The following is a 19,299-nucleotide window of genomic DNA, read 5'->3' as shown; positions in this document are numbered from 1 at the left end:
TCAGGACCAGCCCGCGGCGCAGGCCACAGGCTCAGGTGCCAACGATCCGACAGTCGCCGCCGGCTCTGGGGTGGCCACCCCAGAGCCGGCATCCCTCGCGGGACAGGGGCAATCTGACATGATTCGCTAATACAAGGTGCCTGCGCGAGCAGGCCTCGAAGGAGCCTTCCAGGAATCGCGCGGCTGGCTGAAGGGCTCCTTCGAGGCCCGCTGACGCGGCCACCTTAGGATGAGGGGGTTGGGTTGGAGGAAGGGGTGATCGGGCTCGGACCCGTCGCCGTCCTGACCCGTGAAGCAAAAACCCGAACCGACCGCGTCATCATCGCCCCCGCCTCAAACCGATCCCCGATCCGACCTACGGCCGAGCCCTCTCCAGGCGCTCGTGCCCCCCGCACGCACTGACGCAGCCCCCTCCAATCAACGCGGGCAGCCAGCCCCGACCCTTGCGCATGACCCCGCGATCCCGCATATACGATGAAACAAAACGGGAACAAAGAGCGTCGTCGTAGAAAGCTGTGGATGACGCAGCCGTCTCTCACCGGAATGAGCCCCGCATGCGAACCGCCGACAAGCAGATCGCCGACATCTTGGTGCGCTACGGGGAGCCCTTCGGGGGCAACGTCTGGCGCGTGCAGGGCACCGCCGTGATCTACCACAAGACCCTGGAGCGCATCGCCGCGCAGGCCGGGATCGTGTTCGAGCCGCCGACCATCATCCGGGCCGAGCGCGACGAGGCGGTGCTGCTGGTCACCGGGCGTCTGCCCGGGGCCAAGGCCGGCGCGAAACAGGCCGCCGACAGGATCGAGTGGTCGATGGGCGAGGCGCTGGTGAACGTGAACTACCGCGTCTCGGGCAAGCAGGCGGCCTACGTCTACGCCATGGCCGAGAAGCGCGGGAAGGACCGCGTCATCCTCAAGCTGATCGAGCTTCACGGCTTGGTCTACTCCGAGGAGGAGGCCGACGAGTTCCGCGCCCACCTGCCCGCCGTCCGGGCGGTGGACGAGGATTTCGAGGAGGCCCAGCCCTTCGACGAGGTCACCGAAGCCGAGGGCGACCTCAAGCGCCGGATCGACGCGGCCGAGACCATCAACGCCGTCACCGATCTGATGCTCGACGGCGCCACCCAGGCGATCCTGGCGGCGATGCCGCCCGGCACCCGGGACGAGGTCCGCGACTACGCCAAGGCGCGCCTCGTGGCGCTCGGCTGGCCCAAGCGCGCCGGCCGCCGCAGCGCCGCCTGACCCACCCCCACACCATCCCCCAACCGCAGGAGACCGCCATGCATCGCGCGACGCGCAACCGGACCCTGAAGGCCCGCCGGGACCATCATCGGGGCTGGACCATCGAGACCCTGTCGTACAGCCCGACCCGGATCGTGCGCCTGGGCGCGGAAAAAGTCGCGATCCTGTTCCCGCCGGTGGAGCCGGGCGCCGAGTGGCAGCTCTACCCGCATCCCGACACCTTTCCGGGGCTCAACTTCGATGGCCTGCCCGAGCCGCTCCGTCCGGAATTTTTGGGGTTTTCGGACCTGCCCGCTGTCGAGCGGTTCTTGGGGATTCAGGACGTCGCGCCGACCGCGCTCGCGGCCTGATCAGGCTGGCGGCCAGGGGGCGCCCCGGTGGAGCGCCTCGGCCTCCGGGGTGAATGCTTTCGGGTCGGGGCCTTGCAGCACCAGGGGCGGCAGCAGGCTGAGTGCCGCGCGGCTGCCCCTTGTCGCGGCGATCAGCACCCGGATCGCCGGAGTCTCCGCCCGGGGATGGACCGGGCGGATCGCGATCCCGCCGTAGCGTCCCTTGAGCGCGTCGAGGCAGGCCGGCAGAGCGTCGGCCCGGTGGATCAGCCCGAGCCGCCCCCCCGGTCGCAGGATCGCCGTGCAGGCTCGGATCCAAAGGTCCAGGCCATCCTCGGGAAACGTGTGCGCCGTCGCCTTGCCGGGATGCGGCGAGGGACGGTGGCTGCCCGCGGTGAAGAACGGCGGGTTGGTCAGCACGAGATCGAAGCTGTCCGGCTCCAGCCCGGCGGCACGGCGCTCGGTCGCGGGGGCAAGCACGTCGGCCTCGATCACCGCCGCGTCGATGCCGTTGAGGGCGGCGTTGGCCCGGGCCAGCTCCGCCAGCTCCGGATCGCGCTCCACCAGGGTCGGGCGCGTGCCGGGATGGAGCGCCGCGCAGGCCAGGCCCACCGCGCCTGTGCCGGCGCCGACATCGCAGAGCCGGTCCCCCGGCGCCGGCGCGATCAGCCGGGCGAGCAGCACGGCGTCGGTTCCCGCCCGGTGCGCCCCCCGGGGCGGCTGGTGCAGGCGCAGGATCCCGCCGAGAAACGCATCCGGCTCCGGGCTCACGGGTCGCGCAACTCGTGGGCGAGGCCGGCATCCGTCAGCAACCGGCGGGCCTGGGTCGCCCAATCCCCCGGCACCATCAGGCGCTGACCGAACGCCCCGATCGAGCCCTCCATCACGCTCATATGGGTGTCGGCCACCAGGACCGGGATCTCGGCCGCCTCGAGCACCGAGCGGGCGAAGCCGATCAGCACCGGATCATTCGCGGAAATCAGGACGATCATCGGGTTTCTTCGAAGATTTGGCGGGTCACCGGCGCATTCGTCGCGTGCTCTGCGCGTTCTGTTCGCACCATATCTCACCCGCGCCGATGTTGCGGCGCCGCGAGGCGCGTGCGAAGGGATCGCCCGCTCCCTGCGGGGGAACCGGACTGGAGGTCGCGGATCTTGGGTATGGCCCTCTCCATCGAGAATCCGAAGCCCGAGGTCGAGGCGGGGCTGAACGACCTCGTCGCGCTGGTGGCGGACGGCATGGCGCGGGTCAACACCACGATCCTGTCGCGCACCGGCTCCGACGTGGCGATGATCCCGGAGGTCGCCAACCACCTGATCGCCAGCGGCGGCAAGCGCCTGCGCCCGATCCTGACCCTCGCCTGCGCCAAGCTGTGCGGCTACGCCGGCGATGGCGACGTGAAGCTCGCCGCCAGCGTCGAGTTCATGCACACCGCGACCCTGCTGCACGACGACGTGGTCGACGAGAGCGACATGCGCCGCGGCCGCGTCGCCGCCCGGATCAAGTGGGGCAACGAGGCCTCGGTGCTGGTCGGCGACTTCCTGCTCGGCCAAGCCTTCCGGATGATGGTCGAGGTCGGCTCCCTGCGGGCGCTCGACATCCTGTCCGCCGCCGCCACGGTGATCGCCGAGGGCGAGGTGATGCAGCTCACCAACGCCAAGAACCTGGAGACCGACGAGGCCGCCTACCTGGCGGTGATCCGCGGCAAGACCGCCGAGTTGTTCGCTGCCGCCTGCGAGGTCGGACCGGTGCTGGCCGGCCGGCCGGAGGCCGAGCAGGCAGCCGCCCGCGCCTACGGGATGAATCTCGGCATCGCCTTCCAGCTGATCGACGACGTGCTCGATTACGGCGGCACCTCGGCCGACCTCGGCAAGAATGTCGGCGACGATTTTCGCGAGGGCAAGATCACCCTGCCGATCGTGCTGGCGTACCGCAAGGCGAGCGAGGGCGAGCGCGGCTTCTGGCGGCGGACCCTGCAGCAGGGCGAGATCGGTGCGGACGACCTCGACACCGCCCTCGACCTGCTCCAGCGCCACGGCGCCCTGGAGGAGACCGTGGCCCGCGCCCACCATTACGGCGCTCAGGCCCGCGCCGCCCTCGACATCTTCCCGGACGGACCGGTGAAGGCCGCGCTCAACGGCGCCGTGGAATTCTGCGTCGCCCGGGCCCGCTGAACCGTCCCCTCAGGCGGCCTCCCGCAGAGGCCCGGCTGCCCGCGTCGTGAAGCTGCGCCGGTAGGCTGTGGGCGTCACGCCGACGAGGCTGCGGAAATGGCTGCGCAGGGTCGGCGCCGAGCCGAACCCCACCAGCCGGGCGATCTCGTCCACCGGGCGGGACGTCTCTTCGAGCATCGTCCGCGCTTCGGTCACCCGCTCGGCGATGAGCCAGGTCCCGGGCGCCTGGCCGGTGGCGGCCCGGACATGCCGGTGGAGGCTCCGCAGGCTGAGCCCGGCCTCAGTCGCCATGCGCTCGACCGTCCAGGCCGCGCCGAGGTTTTCGCGGACGCGATCGAACAGGAGCCCCAGCTTGGCGCCGGCCCGCTTCGGCACCGGCCGCTGCACGAACTGCGCCTGGCCGCCGTCCCGGTGGGCGTGGACCACCATGCGCCGGGCCACCCGGTTGGCAACCTGCGCGCCGAAATCCGTCCGCACCACGTGGAGGCACAGATCGAGCCCGGCCGCGCTCCCGGCCGATGTCAGGATCGAACCCTCGTCGACATACAGCACGTCGGCCGCGACCCGGACGTCCGGGTAGGCCGCGAGCTGGTCGGTGAAATGCCAATGGGTCGTGGCCCTTCGGCCTGCCAGAAGCCCGGCCTCAGCCAGCACGAAGGCCCCGGCGCAGATCGAGACGAGGCGCGCGCCCCGGAGGTGCGCCCGCCTCAGCGCGGCGAGCAAGGCGGGTGGGATCGCGCCCGTCGGGCCTCGCCAACCCGGGATGACGATCGTCCCCGCCGTGTCGAGCAAGTCCAGGCCGCCATCGGCCTGGACCACCACCCCGCCGGTGCCGCGCAACGGTCCCGGTTCGACCGCCGCGATGGCGCAGCGGTACCAGCGCCCCCCGAATTCCGGCCGGGGCAGGGCAAAGAACTTGACCGCGCAGCCATACTCGAAGGTGCAGAGCCCGTCATAAGCCAGGATGACGACGGTGGGGCGGGGCGACTTTGGCATGATCGCGTCGGTAATGGCCGATCGTGCCACTGGCAACGGCCACGCTGCCGGGAGACATTCCACCAGCCCGCACAGAGGGATGCGGCCCACGCAAGGATGCGCCATGCGCCTGATCGGTATGCTCGATTCGCCCTATGTCCGCCGCGTCGCGATCACGATGCGGATGGCCGGAATCCCGTTCACGCACGAGCCGCTATCGATCCTGCGGGACATCGAGGCGTTCCGCGCCGTCAACCCGGTGATCAAGGCGCCGACCCTGATCACCGAGGCCGGGATCGTGCTGATGGAGTCGACGCTGATCCTGGCGCACCTGGCCGAACGGCATCCCGACCGTGCCCGGCTGATGCCGGCAGCGCCCGACGCGCATGCCCGGGCCTCCCGCTTCCTCGGCCTCGCCCTGGCGGCCGCGGACAAGACGGTGCAGCTCGCCTACGAGCGCAACCTGCGCCCCGAGGAGAAGCGGTACGCGCCCTGGCTTGATCGGATCCAGGGTCAGCTCGTCGCCGCCTACGCGGAGCTGGAGCGGGAGATCGGGTCTCAGGAGCCGTGGCTGTTCGGGCCGGCGCCGCTCCAGCCGGACATCACCACCGCGGTGGTCTGCCGGTTCACGCGAAGCATCCAGGGTGATGCGGTCTCGGAAACCGAGCATCCGAACCTCGCCGCCCTCTGCGCCCGCGCCGAGGCGCTGCCGGCCTTCCAGGCCTGTCCGTTCCAGTAGCTGCGGGCGGCCTCATGCCTCCTTCGTGGAGAGCCACCAATCGCCGCCGTCGTACCAGCAGCTCGCATCGGGCGGTCCGTCGAAGCGGATCGCGCGCACCGCCTTAAGCTGCCCCCGCGCGAAAGCCTTGGCCAGGCTGCCGCTCTCGTCCTCGGCCAAGCCCTTGAGCGGGATGAAGATCGAGGGTGAGACGAACCGGGCCGGCCATGCGCTGGCATCCAGGCCCCGGCGGATCAACAGCATGCCGCCCCGGTCCTCGGCCGGCTGGAGCGGGAACAGCAGCCGCCCCTCCGGCCGCAGAGCGTCGAGCCAGGCTTGGGCCGGGCGCGGCGCGCCGGCATTGACGTAGATCGCGTCGACCGCCGGCAGCCCCTCCGCCGCGCCGGAGCGCGCCTCGACCCGCGCCCAGGGCCAGGGGGCGAGGTTGTACGCCGTCCGCTCGGCGAGGCCGGGATCGATCTCGCGGCCGTGAACCTAGCCGTCGGGCCCGACCAGATGGGTGAGCAGCGCTGTATAATATCCGCTGCCGGTGCCGACCTGGATTGCCGTCTCGCCGGGCTGGGGCGCGAGCGCATCGAGGCAGAGGGCGTGCAGGCTCGGCTGGCCGATATTGATGCCGCGGGCGGCGTCGATGGCGATGAGCACGTCCTGATAGAGGAAGGCCGGATCGTCGTCCGGGGTCGTCACGTAGAGCGGCCCGCGGTCCCGCGACCGCCAGCCATTGGAAGCCAGGATCGACCAGGGGCCGGGGCCGGCGAAGGGCTCCCGCGGCACCGCCGCGAAGGCCGCCCCGATGCGCGGGTCGGCCGCGTTCGAGTTCGCCACGAGGGACGCGTAGAAGCAACGAAGCTTGGTGCTGCGCGCGTCGGAACCGTCTCGATCCGCCATCCCGTCACCCCCGGAACAAACAGATCAGCCACATCGATCCGCGTCAAGACGCCGCAGGCGTGAGCGCGCCCGCCAAGGCTGGCGCGAGGCCGCGCAATTCTTCCAGGTGCGCCGAAGTCAGGGTCCGCAGCAGCGCTTCGGCCCGGGGCGTGAGAGCGAGTTCGCTTCGGCGGCGATCCTCCGTCGACCGGACCTTGGTCAGCAGGCCGGCCTCGACCATCCGGGCGACCAGCTCGGCCGCGCTGTGCGGCGCGATCAGGAGCTGTTCGGCCAGCAAGCCCACTGTCGGCGGAGCGCGACCCGCATGGCCGGCGAGGGCCAGGAGCGCTTGATGCTGCTGCGGCGGGATGCCCGCCCGGGCCGCGGCGGCCTCGCTGAAGGCCAGGAAGCGCCGCAGCCGATAACGGAACTCCGCCAGCGCCGCGTATTGCTCCGGTGAGAGTGGTTCGGCCTCAGGCTCGTCGGCACCCATGCTGGCCTCCCTGGTCCTGATCCCGGGCTTCGTGACCGCCTCGCACGGTGATCCATAGGGCCGTGCCGACGCCGCCGCACCGGGCGCTCCGGTCGTTTCGTCGTTGAATATATCGTATTACGATATAAATGGCCTTGGGCGGAGGGCGGACTTTATGGACGGCGGATCAAACATCGAGCGTGGCGGCGAGACGCCGTTGCGGCGGGCGCTCGGCGATTTCAGCGCGGACCGGCGGGTGCTGATGCTGGCTGGGCTCGCGGTGATCACCGGTACGGCCGCGTCGGGCACCGCCTGGATCCTGCTGGCGCTGATCGGCCTCGTCACCAACGCCGTCTGGTACGGCCACTTCGACACTGCGCTGACCTCCCTGGCCGGCGCCGCGCCGGGGCCGCGGATGGTCGCGATCCCGGTGATCGGCGCGCTGATCGTCGGGGCCATGGCCCGCTACGGATCGGAAAAGATCCGGGGCCACGGCATTCCCGAGGCCATGGAGGCGATCCTGATCAGCGGCAGCCGGATGTCGCCCAAGGTGGCCGTGCTCAAGCCGGTCTCCTCGGCGGTGGCGATCGGCACCGGCGGCCCGTTCGGGGCCGAAGGGCCGATCATCGTCACGGGCGGTGCGGTGGGTTCGCTGTTCGCGCAGTTCTTCCATCTGAGTGCGGCCGAGCGGAAGACGCTGCTGGTGGCGGGCGCCGCCGCCGGCATGACGGCGATCTTCGGGACGCCGGTGGCGGCCGTGCTGCTCGCCGTCGAGGTGCTGCTGTTCGAGTGGCGGCCGCGCAGCCTCGTGCCGGTGGCGGTCGGGGCGGTGACGGCGGCGTGCTGGCGCCCGGCCCTGTTCGAGGCCGGGCCGCTCTTTCCCTTCACCGACAACCCGGCTTTGCCCTGGTGGGGTCTGCCTGCTTGCGCCCTGCTCGGCGTGGCCTGCGGGCTGATCTCAGGCGTGTTCACCCGGGCGCTTTACGCGCTGGAAGATGGGTTCGGCCGGCTGCCGATCCATTGGATGTGGTGGCCGGCGCTAGGCGCCCTCGTGGTCGGCCTCGGTGGCCTCGTGGAGCCCCGGGCGCTCGGCGTCGGCTACGACGTGATCCGCGACCTGCTCTCCGGACATCTCCTGGCCGGTGCCGTGCTGACGATCCTCGTGGTCAAGGCGGTGATCTGGCTCGCGGCCCTGTCCTCGGGCACCTCCGGGGGCGTGCTGGCGCCTCTGCTGATCCTCGGTGGCGCGATCGGTTGGCTGATCGGCCTCGCTTTACCGGGTGCGCACGGCTTCTGGGCGCTGCTCGGTATGGCGGCGATGCTCGGCGGGGCCCTGCCGGCGCCGCTCACCGGGGTGGTGTTCGCCGTCGAGGTGACCGGCGACGTCGCCGCCCTGGCGCCGCTGCTCGCCGCCACCATGGCGGCCTATGCGGTGACCGTGCTGCTGCTCAAGCGCTCGATCCTGACAGAAAAAATCGCCCGGCGCGGCCAGCACGTGACCCGGGAATACGGCATCGATCCGTATGATCTCGCCCGGGTCGAGGCGGTGATGACCCGCGATGTCGCGACCCTCAGCGGAGACCTGCCGCTCGCCGAAGCCCTCGCCGCGATCATCTCGGGCGACCACCACGCCTATCCAGTGCTCGACGGTGGCCGCCGGCCGGTGGGGCTGGTCACGCGCGACGACGCGCTCCGCTGGACGGTGGAGATCGGGGAGGATGACAGGGCCGACGGCACGCTGGCCAAGCGCGTCTCGGATGCCGGCCTGGCCGTGGTTCACCCAGGCGACGTGGTCTCGCACGCCCTCGACGTGATGCTCTCGGCCGGACAGGGGCGTCTGCCGGTCACTGATCCGGAGAGCGGCGCGCTGGTCGGGCTCATTACCCGCAAGGATCTGCTGCAGGTGCGCGCCACGACGGTCCGCGCCGAGGCCGAGCGTCGGGCGTATTTCCGCCGGGGCCGGGCGCGGGCGGGTTCGATCGGGGGATGACGGGAGCCGGCCCTCCGGTCAGCGCAGGAAGGTCGGCGCCACCCACCAGCCCGGATGGGCGGCCCGCAGGGCTGCGGCGGCGCGCACCGCCGCGCGCCGATCGGTGAACAGCGCGAACACCGTCGCCCCCGAGCCCGACATCCGCGCCAGCCGGCAGCCGACCTGGTCCCGCAGGGCCGACAGGGTCTCGCCGATCACCGGCGCGACCGTGAGGGCCGGCGCCTCCAGGTCGTTCCGGGCCGGGGCGAGCGCCGCCACGAGGGCGTCCGCGCTGAGCCCCCCGGCGATGGTGGGATGGGCCGCGCCGTCGAGCCGCTGCCTGACCGTCAGGCCCAGAGCCTTGAACACCGGGGCGGTCGGCACCGGCACGCCGGGGTTGATCAGAACCGCCGGCAGCGGCGCGAGGCCGAGCCCCGGGCCGATCTCTTCCCCGGCGCCACGCATCATCCGGGCCCGCGGATCGAGGCAGACCGGCACGTCGGCCCCGGTCTCGCGCGCGGCTGCGATCACGGCCGGGTGGTTGAGCGGCAGGCCGTTGAGGCACGCGAGCAGCCGCAGGCCGGCGGCGGCATCGGACGAGCCCCCGCCGATCCCGGCCGCGACCGGCAGGCGTTTGACCAGATGGAAGGCCCCCATCCGCAGCGACGGCACCTTCGCCGCGAGCCCGCGGGCGGCGCGCAAGACGAGGTTGTCGTCCGTCGGGCCGGCCGGACCGGCGGTCGGGCCACTGACGGTGAGGCCGAGCGGTGCGTCGGGATCGAGGGTCAGCCGGTCCGCGGTGCCCGCAAAGGCGACCAGGCTCTCCAGCTCATGATAGCCGTCTCCGGCGCGCCGGCCGAGGACATGGAGCGTCAGGTTGACTTTGGCGGGGGCGCGGTCGGCGAGCAGGGGCACGGGATCTCGGACAAGGCGGCGTGATCGGGCCTGACGCTCTACAGAGTCACGGGCGAGAACAACAGTTCACCCCAGATCCCCATGCGACCGGTAGGGCAGATCATCGCCGACCCGGATCGCGGTCAGATCCTCGGCCAGTTCCACCAGCCCGTCGCTGGCCGACAGGCCGGACAGGGCACCTCCCGGCACAGGCACCGCTTCCGGCGTGCCGTCGGTGCCGGCTCGGAGACGGACGCGCAGGTACTCGCGCCGGCCTGCGCGTTTCTCCTGAGCGAAGCCGCTGCGCACCGTGAGCGTCGGCGCCGCGTCGCGCGCCCCCGACAGGTGCAGCACCAGCGGACGGAGGACGGCCAGGGCAGTCACGTAGGCGGCGGCCGGATTGCCGGGCAGGCCCGCGAACGGCGTGCCCGCCACGGTGCCCAAGGCCACCGGCCGACCGGGCTTGATGGCCAGCCGCCAGAAGGTCAGCGCACCCGACGCCTCGACGGCGGCGCGGACGTGATCCTCCTCGCCCACCGAGACCCCCCCGGAGGTCAGGATCAGGTCGTGACCGGCGGCCGCGGCTTCAAGGCGTTGCCGCAGGGGGCCGGGCGCGTCCCGCAGGATGCCGAGGTCGGCGGGTTCGGCCCCGAGGCGCCGCAGAAGGGCAGCGAGCATCGGCCGGTTGGCGTCGTGGATGCCGGCGGGCGGCAGGGGCTGCCCGGGCGAGGTCAACTCGTCGCCGGTGGAGAACAGCGCCACCTTGAGCGGCGCGCGCGGGCGCAGGTCGGACAGGCCGAGCGCGGCGGCGAGCGCGAGATGGCGCGGACCCAGCCTCGTGCCGGCCGGGATCGCGCGGTTGCCGCGTGCCACATCCTCGCCGGCCCGGCGGCGGTTGGCGCCCGGGACGAGGCCGGCCGGCAGGATCACCGCTTCGCCATCGATCCGGACATCCTCCTGCATCGCCACCGTGTCGGTGCCCGGCGGCATCGGCGCCCCGGTGAAGATCCGCACCGCGAAGCCCGGCCCGGGATCGGCCGGCGCGTGACCGGCCGGGACCCGGCCGCCGAGCGGCAGGCGCGTCTCGCCCGTCGGTGCGAGATCGCAAGCCCGGACCGCGTAGCCGTCGACGGCCGAATTATCGAACGGCGGCAGGTCGATCGGGGCGATCAGATCCTCCGCCAGCACGCGCCCGTCGGCCCGATCGATCGCGATCGATTCGATCCCCGACAGGACCGGCAGCCGCGCGCGAAGCAGGGCCACCGCGTCGGCGACCCGCATCGGCGCGGGCGCCACGTCGAAGCAGTCGCGGCTCAGACGTCCCATCGGGACGCGATGGCGGTCTTGGACATGACGATCTTGGACAAGGAGCGGGTCGGCACGGGTGCCTCGCGGGCTGTGGCCTGTCGGCTTGCGGCATCGGGGCTGAGCGATCAAGCCCGGACCGTGGCGGCGGCGTGGTTGATCCTTTACCCTCCCCTCATCATGCCAGATGTCGAAGCGATTCCCTGCCAACGCCACCTGTTCGAGGTTCCGGCGGATGTCAGCTACCTGGATGCCGCGGCCTGGTCGCCGCTGCCCCGCGCGGTCCGGGCGGCCGGCGAGGCCGGCGAGGCCGGCATCCTGATGAAGAGCCAGCCCTGGACCTATCCCCGGACGGCGATACCGGCCCTCGCTGAGCGGACCCGCGAAGCCGCGGCCCGGCTGATCGGAGCGGGCGCCGACGACGTCGCGATCGTGGGCTCCGTGAGCCACGCCATGGCGATCGCGGCGCGCAACCTCGCCCCCGCGCCCGGGGGGCGTCTGCTGCGGGTGGCGGACGAGTTCCCGTCCCTGCGCTACGCCTTCGACCGGCTGGCGGCCGCCCACGATCTCTCCGTCGAGGAGGTCACCCGGCCGCCGGACGGCGACTGGACCACCGCTCTGCTGGAGGCGATCCGGCGGCCGGGCGCGCCGCCCCTCGCCATCGCGACCCTGACGCCCCTGCACTGGACCGATGGCGGCCTGATCGATCTCGACCGGCTCGCCCCGGCGGTGCACCAAGCGGGGGCCGCCCTGGTGATCGACGCGACGCAGGCCGTCGGCGCGATGCCGGTGGACGTGGCCCGCTGGCGGCCCGATTTCCTCGCCTTCCCGACCTACAAATGGGCGCTCGGCCCCTACGGGGTCGCGTTCCTGTACGCCGCCCCCCATCGGCAGGATGGAATATCGATCGAGGAGCATACCGGGAACCGCCCATCGACGGCGGGGGCTCGTCGCTACGATCGGGGCGAGCTGAACGATCCCGTGTCCCTGTCGATGGCCGCGACCGGCCTGGAGCTGATCGCCGAACTGGGCGTCCCGTCCATTGCGGCGCGGCTGCACGGGCTCACCGACCGCCTGGCTGGTGGCGTCGCGGAGCTGGGCCTTTCCGTGGCACCGCGTCATCTACGAGCCGGCCACATCGTCGGGGCGCGTGCGCCCGGGGGACTGCCTAAAAACCTGGCAAATCGCTTGCAGGCGGCAAACGTATTCGCGAGCGAGCGGTCGGGGGCGCTGCGCCTGAGCCCCCATGTCTGGGCCGACGAGGACGACATCGCGCGCTGTCTCGCCGCACTCGGACGGGTTCTCGGTGACGAGGGCGGACACCGAACGGAAGCACACGATCGATAGATTCCGTCTGTCCATCGGGCGAATGCGGATGCCGCGGCGGGCACCGCCCCTAAATCATCGTTTCGAAGCGCGGCCGTCGTTCCGGGGACGCGGCCACCCCCATCATGTTGCCGAGATTCATGCCGCGTTCCGGTGAGACCTTTCCCATGCCGGCCCGCAGCCTGCGCCTCGTCGCGACGGTCCGCGCCGGCCTGTCCGGACGCTTCGCCGTCATCCTGTCCGGCGAGCTGATCCAGAGCCTGTTCCACTTCGCGCTGAACATCCTGCTGGTGCGCGAACTCGGGGCGCACGATTACGGGTTGTTCGCGATCGTGTTCACGGTCGGGGCGGTCGGCATCACCTATATCCGGGCCCTGGTGGCGGTGCCGGCGACGCTCCACCTCGCCCGGAGCCTCGGCCGGCCGGCGGCGCTCGGCTACGACGTGATGTTCGGCTCGGGCGCGGCCCTGGTCTCCGTGCTGATGACGCTCGCCACCGGCGTGGCACTCGTGCCGGTGATCGGCCTCGGCGCCCTGGCGGCCGGGGCCTTCGTGGGCCTCTACGGCTTTCGCAGCTACCTGCGGATCGTGCTGCTGGCCCGCGGACGGCCGCGGATCGCGGGCCTGAGCGACCTTGTCTACGCGATCTGCGGCGGCCTGTTCGTCTGGTGGGGGCTGAACGGTGAGGGCACGGCTTTGCTCGACCGGGCGTTCCTGGCGATCGCCCTGGCGCATGCCATCGCCATCGCGGTGGCCTACGGGGCTCTGCGCCAGCGCCTGCGGATCTCGCTCCATGCCCGGGCGCGGGCGCGCTACCGGGCAATCTGGCGGACCCTGGCCTGGTCGCTAGCGGGCGTTACCAGCCTCACCGTGCAGGGCCAGGGCCTGACGCTCCTGTTCGCCCTGCTGGCCGGGCCGGCCGCCTACGCGCCGATCGCCGCGACGCTGGTGCTGTACGCGCCGCTGCGCATCCCCACGAGCGCGCTGATGAACATGGTCCTGCCCGAGATCAGCGGCCTGCTGGCCGCTGGGCAGGTCCAGGCCGCCCGGCGGCTGGTGATGCGCCATGTCCTGCTGATCGCCTGCGCGTGCCTCGTCTACGGGCTGGTGATGGCCGCGACCCTACCGCTGATCGAGGACGTGCTGTTCAAGGGGCGCTTTGCCGGCGAGGCCATGGGCTGGATCGGGCTCGGCGTCTGGGCTGTCGTGACGACGTCGCTGCTCTACGCGATCCCGCGCGCCTATCTCGAAGCCTCCGCGGCCTTCCGGACGATCACGGCCGGTGCGGTTGCGAGCGGCGCGCTCGGCTTCGCCCTCATGGTGCCGCTTCTTCTGACACTGCCGCCGGCGACTGCGCTACTCGGGCTCCTGGCCTCGGAGATCGCGACGCTCGCGTGGTCGGTGGGGGCGTTTCGCCGCTTGGCGGGGCGGGCGGGGGTAGGAATTTGCTGATTCACTTCGTTCAGGTATTACTTCTTAGTGCGAAAGACAAACTTACTTTCAATCTGCAATTGTAGCGAAGTATTTTCTTGCGGAATTTGAAGCTACTTCTAGATTTTTTGTAGCATTAATTTGAAATATTCACCTGTTAAATATTCGTTTCGGTTTGAGCATCAATACACAGATCAAAAAATTTATAAGAATAAATTTTTCGCTACCTCGCGCGACAGAGTTAATTGCGAATATCCGAGATTACAAACGGCCAATATACTTGATTGAGATAAATGCCGACAGGCGAACGAGTCTTTATGGACTCGTCCATCGGTATATTAATTTGCCCATGTTACGACGGGATAATATTCCGTGCTTCTTGATCGTGTTCAACGATTATGTATGTTGCCTCTGTGGCGCTGCAATGAGACGTGTTCTCTTGATTGGGCCGGATACGTATTTAAAGGCAGAGCCCCTTGATGGGGCCTAACTTACCAATTGATGCGGAGAACTTGTGGGCATGCTTTATAGCAATAGGATCGAGCGAGACCTAATTACAAGTTTCATGAAGCGTCTTGGCCGACGGCCGGCTGCTCACGAAATCCGGGCCCATTGTGCGGAGTTGATTCGGCAGCAGAGTGCGGCTGGCAATTCCTCACAAATGATGAAAATTCTCATAAGAATTACGATCAAGTCGAGCCCATACATGCAAAATGTTGCCCATTTAATTGGTAATTATAAGAATACGGTGCGCCAGTATGTAGGCGCAGAAATGCCGGAGGTTGCAGACCGCGTATCGATCTGCAACCAGAAAGAACTGCCTCTGCCACTGATAATTTCCTGCAAAAAATATCTCGACAAAGCCAAAAGAGTTGCTCGAGAATTAGAGCTGCATTATTTTAACATCAAACCTATTATCGTTATAGGCGGATTGGATAGCGGATTCGAGAGTTTCAACGATGGTATTCTCAAACTGCCTGTAAGTGATGATTATGAAGGGCTTCCTTACAAGATGCTTGAGGTTTTCACTCTATTCGACGCCTTGGGGGCGCGGTGCGGAGTCATCAAAATTGATGATGATGTGACGATCAATAAAGATCTTCCTCCGAATCTCGACGAAGTGCGCTCTGCATTCAAGTTTGCGGATTATATGGGGAATGTAATGGGGTATCCTCATTTCGATCGCACTTGGCATTTCGGTAAATGCAACTCTTCAGTATCTTCAATCTACGGCAAAGCGTTCGTGGCGCCTTATGCAAATGGGCCGCTGTATTTCCTGTCGAAGACAGCTTTGTCAAAACTGACTTCTCATTATCTAAAGTATCCCGGCTGTCTGGAAGGCGAACTCTATGAAGACAAAGCCGTTGGCGACATACTGCATTCATATGGGATCAATGCCGAACATAACCCGCTACAGTACACACTCCAGATTGACACTGACGCCCCCGATCGCCTCGCGAGTATTTCCGCATAGTATTGAAGCGGGCTCTAATCGATTCTGAATGAGATAGTGTTGTCCAGCTCAATTGCGTCTTAAGGCAGATATCAATTTAAGCATTCGCACATAGAATACGGACTTAAACAATTGGATCTTGTGAGGTATTTGATCGTACCCAGAAAGATGGCGATCGCGTTGAAATATGTTTCATTGTATCAAACGATAATTATACAGATTTTCCGATCGAGAGACATCAAAAATAGTTGAGCTGGCAATTAAATTTATCTTAGACAAGAAAAAACTGGCCGCTTACTGAACGTAAGCATCCGGAATATGATAAATTTCAACGCGTTTTCCTGTTGATTTTAGGCCCGCCGCCCACTCGTTTCGCCGTTATGCCGCCCCTGCGGCCTGGGTCTCCGAAGCGTTGTCTGGCACAGACCTTCCCAATCGCTGCTGCAGCGCATGCCTGGTACGATCGACCAGATGCGCCGCCGCGCCCTGCGGGGTGCGTCCGCCCATCATCGAGGCGAGGGTCAGGCTCTCGGTCCCGAAGCGGCCCTTGAAGCCCTCGTCGCCGCACAGGAAGTCGACCGTGTGCAGTCCGTGGTCGATCGACCACATGATGTAGTCCATCATCAGCACCATCCCGGGCGAGCCGCGCTCGAAGGCCGGATCGTAGGTGGTGACGAAGGCCATCATCGTGCCGGCCTGGACGAAGTTGATCGAGACGGCGACGAGCGCTCCGCCGCATTCGAGCACGAAGGCGTGGAGCAGCCCGGTCTCGGCCAGCACCCGGACCATCGCGGGCAGGGCCTGCGAGCCCTCGTCGTAGAAGGCGGTGGACGGCAGGTTATGGGTCGCGAGCCACGCCCGCTTGAACTGGGTCAGCTTGTCCAGAACCGGCCCGAGCGGCTCCTCGGGGCCCAGCAGCCGGAAGGTCAGCGGGCCGTGCTCGCCCATGGATTTCTGACCGCGGCGGTAATTCTGGCGGGTCTTCTTCGACTGCGCGTCGAACCAGGCCTGCCCGGTCGGCCAGGGGCCGCGCACCCGCCAGTTCGCCTCGTCGCGGTGGTTGAGGCGCAGGCGGAGGCCACCCGCTGCGGGTGCGAGCAAGGTCCGCGCGGCGGCGTCGGGCAGGAGCCGGTTCAGGTAGGCGAGGTCGAAGCCGCCGGCCCGGCTGGCGTGCTGCCACATCCGCCGGACGAGCCCGGCATTCGTGCGGTCCGCCAGCACGGCGTCGCCGAAATCGGAGCAGTCCTTGGCGGCCCATTCGAGCACGCGGAATCCTTTTCGCCGCACGGTGGCCAGCGGCAGGATGCCGACCAGGGTATCGCCGCGCCAAGCCAGCACGATCGCCAGCGCCCGGCGCTCGCGGTCGGGGGCGCTTGCCCACCAGGCCGAGATCCAGGCATGGCTCTGGAAGACCAGGGCGCCGTTGCGGGCCCACAACTCGGTCCAGGCCGGTCCGACGGCTTCCAGCCGCTCGGCGGTGCGGACGATCTCGAAGCGTTCCGGAGACATGGGTCAGGCGCCTGAGCGAGGCTGGGCGGGGATCCCGCGCAGGCGCCGAACCTGACGCGCGATCCGCCGGCCCATCTTCTTCAGGGGCAGAAGGTAGAGCCCCGAGAGGGATTGATAATCGGCGACATCCCGATCGACGAGGCCGAAGGTGAAGTCCTCGTTCGGATCCGGGACGTGCAGGGTCCCGAACAGGCGGTCCCAGAACGAGAACAGCAGCCCGAAATTCTTGTCGTAGTGCTGCGGCGCCGTCGAGTGGTGGAGCTGGTGCCAGTGCGGGCAGAGGATCACCGCGTTGAGCCGGCCGAACGAGATCTTGAAATGCGTGTGGCGCACGAAATCCATCATCAGGATGTTGCGCATGATGTAGACGTTGATCCCGAACACCGTCAGCTCGACCGGGTTGAGGGCGACCAGGCTCCAGATCCCGAAGCAGATCCCGGGGATCACTCCGTCCCAGGCGCGGTTCATCAGCTCGTCGAGGGGGTGGACCCGGTCCTTGGTGATGCCGACCATCACCTCGGCGGAATGATGGACCTTATGCAGCTCCCACAGGAACGGGTAGCGGTGCTGGGCCGTGTGGTAGAGGTAGTAGGACAGGTCGTAGGCGAGCAGCATCGTGAGGGTGAATAGCACCACGGTCACCGGCCCGGGCGAACCGAAGACCGGCTGGTCGATGCCGAGAATCGTGCCCAGCACCCGGTTGGTCGCGTAGCCGACCGCCACCACGAAGGTCACCCCGGCCGGGATCAGCAGGAACGGCATGATCGCCTTGCGGGTGATGTAGAACAGCAGGTCGGCCCGGGCGGAGGGGTGGGTCATCACCTCGTGTGGCAGCACGAACTCGAAGAACTCGGCGAACGCGTAGCGCTCGGCGGTGCGCAGGTAGGCGATCAGGGCGCAACCGAACGCGGTCGCGAACAGCAGGCCGGCGGCGACTAGGTTCTCGGCCGAGACACGGTCGATGATCTGCGTGATGAACCCGACGACATCCATGACGAGGCGTTCCCCTCCGCCGGACCGGCTTGCGCGCCGGCGGTGACCGCCGGACTACCCTGAGACGCCCAACGCACGCAGCGCGCCCCGCCCTAACCCGGCGCGACGATACCCGCCGAACCGCCAGCGTCCAGTACGGCGAGCATTATCGTCGACCGGTACTTACTGAATTTGACAGCACCGGTGTTTGTCCACCGAAGATCGGCGGCGGACGAAGTCCGGTCCCTGGGCCGCGGCTAGGCCCAGACCGGACGCGCTCCGGTCAGGCCGTCGGGCGCGCGGTCCGTTCCGCCGTCACCGCCGCGTCAGTATTGCGAGGCCCGCGCAGAATCGCCCGGACCATGGCGTCGATCCCTTCGGCGGCGGAGGCTTCCGAGAACAGGGTCTCGTAGCGCGTCCGGGCCGCCTGGCCGAAGCCGCGCCAACTGGCCGGATCGGTGGCGATGCGGGCGAGCAATGCGGCGATCGGCTCCGGTCCGCCGGGGGGCACGATCCAGCCGGTCCTGCCGTCGGCCACGACCTCCGGGAGGCCGCCGATATCGGTGACCAGCGGCGGCACGCCGTAGGACATCGCCTCGATCGCCACCCGGCCCAGCGATTCCGGACGCTGCGACGGCATCGTCACCACGTCGGCCCAACGATAGAGTTCGGAGGGATCGTCCACGAACGGTTGGAGCGTCACCTGCTTCGACAGGCCAGTCTCGGCGATCCGCGCGGCGAGCGCCTCCTCGCGGGCGGCGTCCTCGAAGGCGCTGCCGACGATCTTCAGTTCGATCCGGCTGCGGACTGCCTCAGGCAGCGAGGCCAGCGCCTCGACCAGCACGTCCTGGCCCTTGATCCGGCTGATTCGGCCGAGCATCAGCACCCGCAGGGGGCGCGTTCCGTCGTAAGCCCGCCCGTTCGGCTCGGCCGGTCCGGCGATGCCGTTATAGACGACGCGGGCCGTGGCCCCCGCGGGCAACGCGTAGGCGCGCTCGGTGGCGCGGGAATTGAACACCACGTTGGCGCCGCTCCAGCGGATCAGCCCGCGCAGGACCTTCAGCACGGCGCCTTCCGGGATCTCGTGCACGTGCACGATGCTGCGCCCCGGCAGCAGCCGTGCGGCCAGCAGATAATCGGCCACCACGGTGGTGTTGATGTAGACGAGGTCGCTGTCGCGGAGGCGCCGGAGCGCCCGGGCCACCGCGAAGGGCAGCGCCATCATCCCCAGCGTGGCGAGGCGGGCGAGATTCTTGCGCCGCAGGATCCACAGTGGCTCGATCACGATGGCGCTGGCATAGGGCTCGAGCGCGGCGACGATCGGGCCGCGCTGGGGCAGGACCACGTCGATCCGCGCGCCCGGATGGGCGGCCCGGATGGTGCGCACCGTCTCGATGAAGCAGCGATCCGACCCGTAGAGCTCGAAGCCCTGGTGCACGCAGGTGATGCGATTGACCGGCGCGCTTCCGTGCGCACGCCCAAAGGCGAACGTGCCCCCCGCCCCGGCGGCTCCCGGCTCGGCGGTGAACGCATCACGCTGCAGGTTCTGCGCGGTCTCCGGCCCAAAAGCGAACGGATGCGATGCCCCACGGGCGCCAACTGGGCTAGAAGGTGTCGCGAGTATCGAGCTATCTACCATAAGAT

At 68.6% G+C, this 19,299-nt stretch carries 17 protein-coding genes and 1 pseudogene; 8 read left to right on the top strand and 10 right to left on the bottom strand.

What is annotated here, in order from left to right; genetic code table 11:
- Window positions 1–554 precede the first annotated feature (554 nt).
- Entirely contained in the window at window positions 555–1,241 is a 687-nt protein-coding gene (locus tag MKL20_RS11115; RefSeq protein ID WP_243973256.1) for a trna delta -isopentenylpyrophosphate transferase, read from the top strand.
- 38 nt (window positions 1,242–1,279) lie between these two features.
- A complete protein-coding gene (locus MKL20_RS11110; RefSeq protein ID WP_244036714.1) occupies window positions 1,280–1,591 on the top strand; it encodes a hypothetical protein in 312 nt (103 codons plus the stop codon).
- Here the strand turns inward: MKL20_RS11110 and MKL20_RS11105 are convergent, their stop codons facing one another.
- Both MKL20_RS11105 and MKL20_RS11100 read right to left on the bottom strand, forming a co-directional pair.
- Entirely contained in the window at window positions 1,592–2,341 is a 750-nt protein-coding gene (locus MKL20_RS11105; protein WP_244036713.1) for a tRNA1(Val) (adenine(37)-N6)-methyltransferase, read from the bottom strand.
- Window positions 2,338–2,562: a DUF2007 domain-containing protein gene (locus MKL20_RS11100; RefSeq protein WP_244036712.1), complete on the bottom strand. Its 225-nt coding sequence runs from the start codon at window positions 2,560–2,562 to the stop codon at window positions 2,338–2,340. The genes MKL20_RS11105 and MKL20_RS11100 overlap by 4 nt, the downstream gene beginning before the upstream one ends.
- A 168-nt stretch (window positions 2,563–2,730) precedes the next feature.
- On the opposite strand from MKL20_RS11100, the gene MKL20_RS11095 reads away from it, so the two are divergent.
- Window positions 2,731–3,744, top strand: a complete 1,014-nt coding sequence (locus MKL20_RS11095; protein WP_244036711.1) for a polyprenyl synthetase family protein — start codon at window positions 2,731–2,733, stop codon at window positions 3,742–3,744.
- Window positions 3,745–3,753: 9 nt separating this feature from the next.
- Here the strand turns inward: MKL20_RS11095 and ftrA are convergent, their stop codons facing one another.
- Window positions 3,754–4,740 carry a transcriptional regulator FtrA gene (gene ftrA / locus MKL20_RS11090; RefSeq protein WP_244036710.1) on the bottom strand — a complete coding sequence of 329 codons (987 nt, stop codon included), beginning with the start codon at window positions 4,738–4,740 and terminating at the stop codon, window positions 3,754–3,756.
- Window positions 4,741–4,843: 103 nt separating this feature from the next.
- Between ftrA and MKL20_RS11085 the strand changes: the two genes are divergently transcribed.
- Window positions 4,844–5,458 carry a glutathione S-transferase family protein gene (locus MKL20_RS11085; protein WP_244036709.1) on the top strand — a complete coding sequence of 205 codons (615 nt, stop codon included), beginning with the start codon at window positions 4,844–4,846 and terminating at the stop codon, window positions 5,456–5,458.
- 12 nt (window positions 5,459–5,470) lie between these two features.
- On the opposite strand, the pseudogene MKL20_RS11080 reads toward MKL20_RS11085, so the two are convergent.
- Window positions 5,471–6,346 (bottom strand): annotated as a pseudogene (locus MKL20_RS11080) (protein-L-isoaspartate O-methyltransferase family protein).
- Between the two features lie 43 nt (window positions 6,347–6,389).
- A complete protein-coding gene (locus tag MKL20_RS11075; protein ID WP_243973273.1) occupies window positions 6,390–6,818 on the bottom strand; it encodes a MarR family winged helix-turn-helix transcriptional regulator in 429 nt (142 codons plus the stop codon).
- A gap of 154 nt (window positions 6,819–6,972) precedes the next feature.
- On the opposite strand from MKL20_RS11075, the gene MKL20_RS11070 reads away from it, so the two are divergent.
- A complete protein-coding gene (locus MKL20_RS11070; RefSeq protein ID WP_244036708.1) occupies window positions 6,973–8,787 on the top strand; it encodes a chloride channel protein in 1,815 nt (604 codons plus the stop codon).
- Window positions 8,788–8,805: 18 nt separating this feature from the next.
- Here MKL20_RS11070 and MKL20_RS11065 read toward each other — a convergent pair whose 3' ends face one another.
- Both MKL20_RS11065 and glp read right to left on the bottom strand, forming a co-directional pair.
- Window positions 8,806–9,681 (bottom strand): 4-(cytidine 5'-diphospho)-2-C-methyl-D-erythritol kinase, encoded by an 876-nt coding sequence (locus tag MKL20_RS11065; protein ID WP_244036707.1) that lies wholly within the window; start codon window positions 9,679–9,681, stop codon window positions 8,806–8,808.
- Window positions 9,682–9,747: 66 nt separating this feature from the next.
- Window positions 9,748–10,986 (bottom strand): gephyrin-like molybdotransferase Glp, encoded by a 1,239-nt coding sequence (glp, locus tag MKL20_RS11060; protein ID WP_244036706.1) that lies wholly within the window; start codon window positions 10,984–10,986, stop codon window positions 9,748–9,750.
- Between the two features lie 24 nt (window positions 10,987–11,010).
- On the opposite strand from glp, the gene MKL20_RS11055 reads away from it, so the two are divergent.
- From MKL20_RS11055 to MKL20_RS11045, 3 genes are all read left to right on the top strand, one after another.
- The gene (locus MKL20_RS11055; RefSeq protein ID WP_244036705.1) at window positions 11,011–12,312 is read left to right on the top strand and encodes an aminotransferase class V-fold PLP-dependent enzyme; all 1,302 of its coding nucleotides are present in this window, start codon (window positions 11,011–11,013) and stop codon (window positions 12,310–12,312) included.
- A gap of 146 nt (window positions 12,313–12,458) precedes the next feature.
- Complete coding sequence (locus tag MKL20_RS11050) at window positions 12,459–13,742, top strand: hypothetical protein (protein ID WP_244036704.1); 1,284 nt, start codon at window positions 12,459–12,461, stop codon at window positions 13,740–13,742.
- Between the two features lie 544 nt (window positions 13,743–14,286).
- Window positions 14,287–15,195 carry a hypothetical protein gene (locus tag MKL20_RS11045; protein ID WP_244036703.1) on the top strand — a complete coding sequence of 303 codons (909 nt, stop codon included), beginning with the start codon at window positions 14,287–14,289 and terminating at the stop codon, window positions 15,193–15,195.
- A gap of 357 nt (window positions 15,196–15,552) precedes the next feature.
- Here MKL20_RS11045 and MKL20_RS11040 read toward each other — a convergent pair whose 3' ends face one another.
- The 3 genes from MKL20_RS11040 to MKL20_RS11030 form a co-directional block, all read right to left on the bottom strand.
- Window positions 15,553–16,683 (bottom strand): GNAT family N-acetyltransferase, encoded by a 1,131-nt coding sequence (locus MKL20_RS11040; RefSeq protein ID WP_244036702.1) that lies wholly within the window; start codon window positions 16,681–16,683, stop codon window positions 15,553–15,555.
- Between the two features lie 3 nt (window positions 16,684–16,686).
- Window positions 16,687–17,676, bottom strand: a complete 990-nt coding sequence (locus MKL20_RS11035) for a sterol desaturase family protein (RefSeq protein ID WP_244036701.1) — start codon at window positions 17,674–17,676, stop codon at window positions 16,687–16,689.
- Between the two features lie 262 nt (window positions 17,677–17,938).
- Window positions 17,939–19,294 carry a glycosyltransferase family 4 protein gene (locus MKL20_RS11030; RefSeq protein ID WP_409568141.1) on the bottom strand — a complete coding sequence of 452 codons (1,356 nt, stop codon included), beginning with the start codon at window positions 19,292–19,294 and terminating at the stop codon, window positions 17,939–17,941.
- Window positions 19,295–19,299 lie beyond the last annotated feature (5 nt).

Origin of the sequence: Methylobacterium sp. E-066, assembly GCF_022829635.1 — a bacterium.
Classification (GTDB): Bacteria; Pseudomonadota; Alphaproteobacteria; order Rhizobiales; family Beijerinckiaceae; genus Methylobacterium.
The sequence above is the reverse complement of the archived record's forward strand: the minus strand, read 5'-3'. Positions and strand labels throughout refer to the sequence as shown.